The 827-nt window shown below is 78.1% G+C and carries 1 pseudogene; it reads right to left on the bottom strand.

Going from position 1 to position 827, the window contains the following annotated elements:
* Positions 1 to 827 (bottom strand): annotated as a pseudogene (locus G3I19_RS37140) (PucR family transcriptional regulator); the annotation flags it as partial.

Genomic DNA, 827 nt, shown 5'->3' on the forward strand with positions numbered 1-827 from the left:
GGAGGTCCCGCAGCGCGGCCGGGGCGCTCACCCCGAGCGTCCAGCCGGGGTGGCGGGCGATCTCGCGGTCGGCGGGCAGCAGGATCCGTACGGGGTCGGCCGACGCGTCCACCAGCGGGCTGCCCAGTGCGGGCGGGGTCCCCGCGCCGTGGGCCTGCACCACCGTCCAGGGGCCTGCGCCGAGCAGCGGTGCCACATCGGCGGGCGCGGCGCCGAGCAGCAGCCGGATCAGCGCCGATGAGCGGGCTGCCTCGTCGGCGCCCTGACGGGGGGCGGTGAGCAGCGAGAGCAGGACGACGGCCACCCCCGCGATGGTGTGGTCGCCCGGTTCGCGTACGGGTGTGGTGACGCCGAGCACCAGTCCCTCGCCGCCCGCCACCGCGTACGCGGCGAGGTGCGCGGAGCCCGCCGTGTCGGTGGCGGAGGCGGGCGCGGGGCGGGCGCCGGCCTGGCTGCCACCGGTCGTCGCCTTTCCGGTCCGGCTGTCACCGGCCTGGCTGCCACCGGTCTGCGGCTTCCCGGCCCGGATGCCACCGGTCGGCGCCTCTCTGGTCCGGCTGCCACCGGTCCGGCTGTCACCGGTCCGGCTGCCCCCGGTCTGCGGCTTCCCGGTCCGGCTGTCACCGGTCGGCGCCTTTCCGGTCCGGCTGTCACCGGTCGGCGCCTTTCCGGTCCGGCTGTCACCGGTCCGGCTGCTGTCGGTCCTGCCGTTGTCGGTCCTGCCGTTCCCGGGTGCGGGCCGGTGGGTGGTGCCGGGGTCTGCCGGGCTGTTCCCGGTCGGCGCCCCGGGCTGGACGACCCGGGCGAGCGCCGCCAGCGCCTCACGG

Origin of the sequence: Streptomyces sp. SID10853 (assembly GCF_010548145.1) — a bacterium.
Lineage (GTDB): Bacteria > Actinomycetota > Actinomycetes > Streptomycetales > Streptomycetaceae > Streptomyces.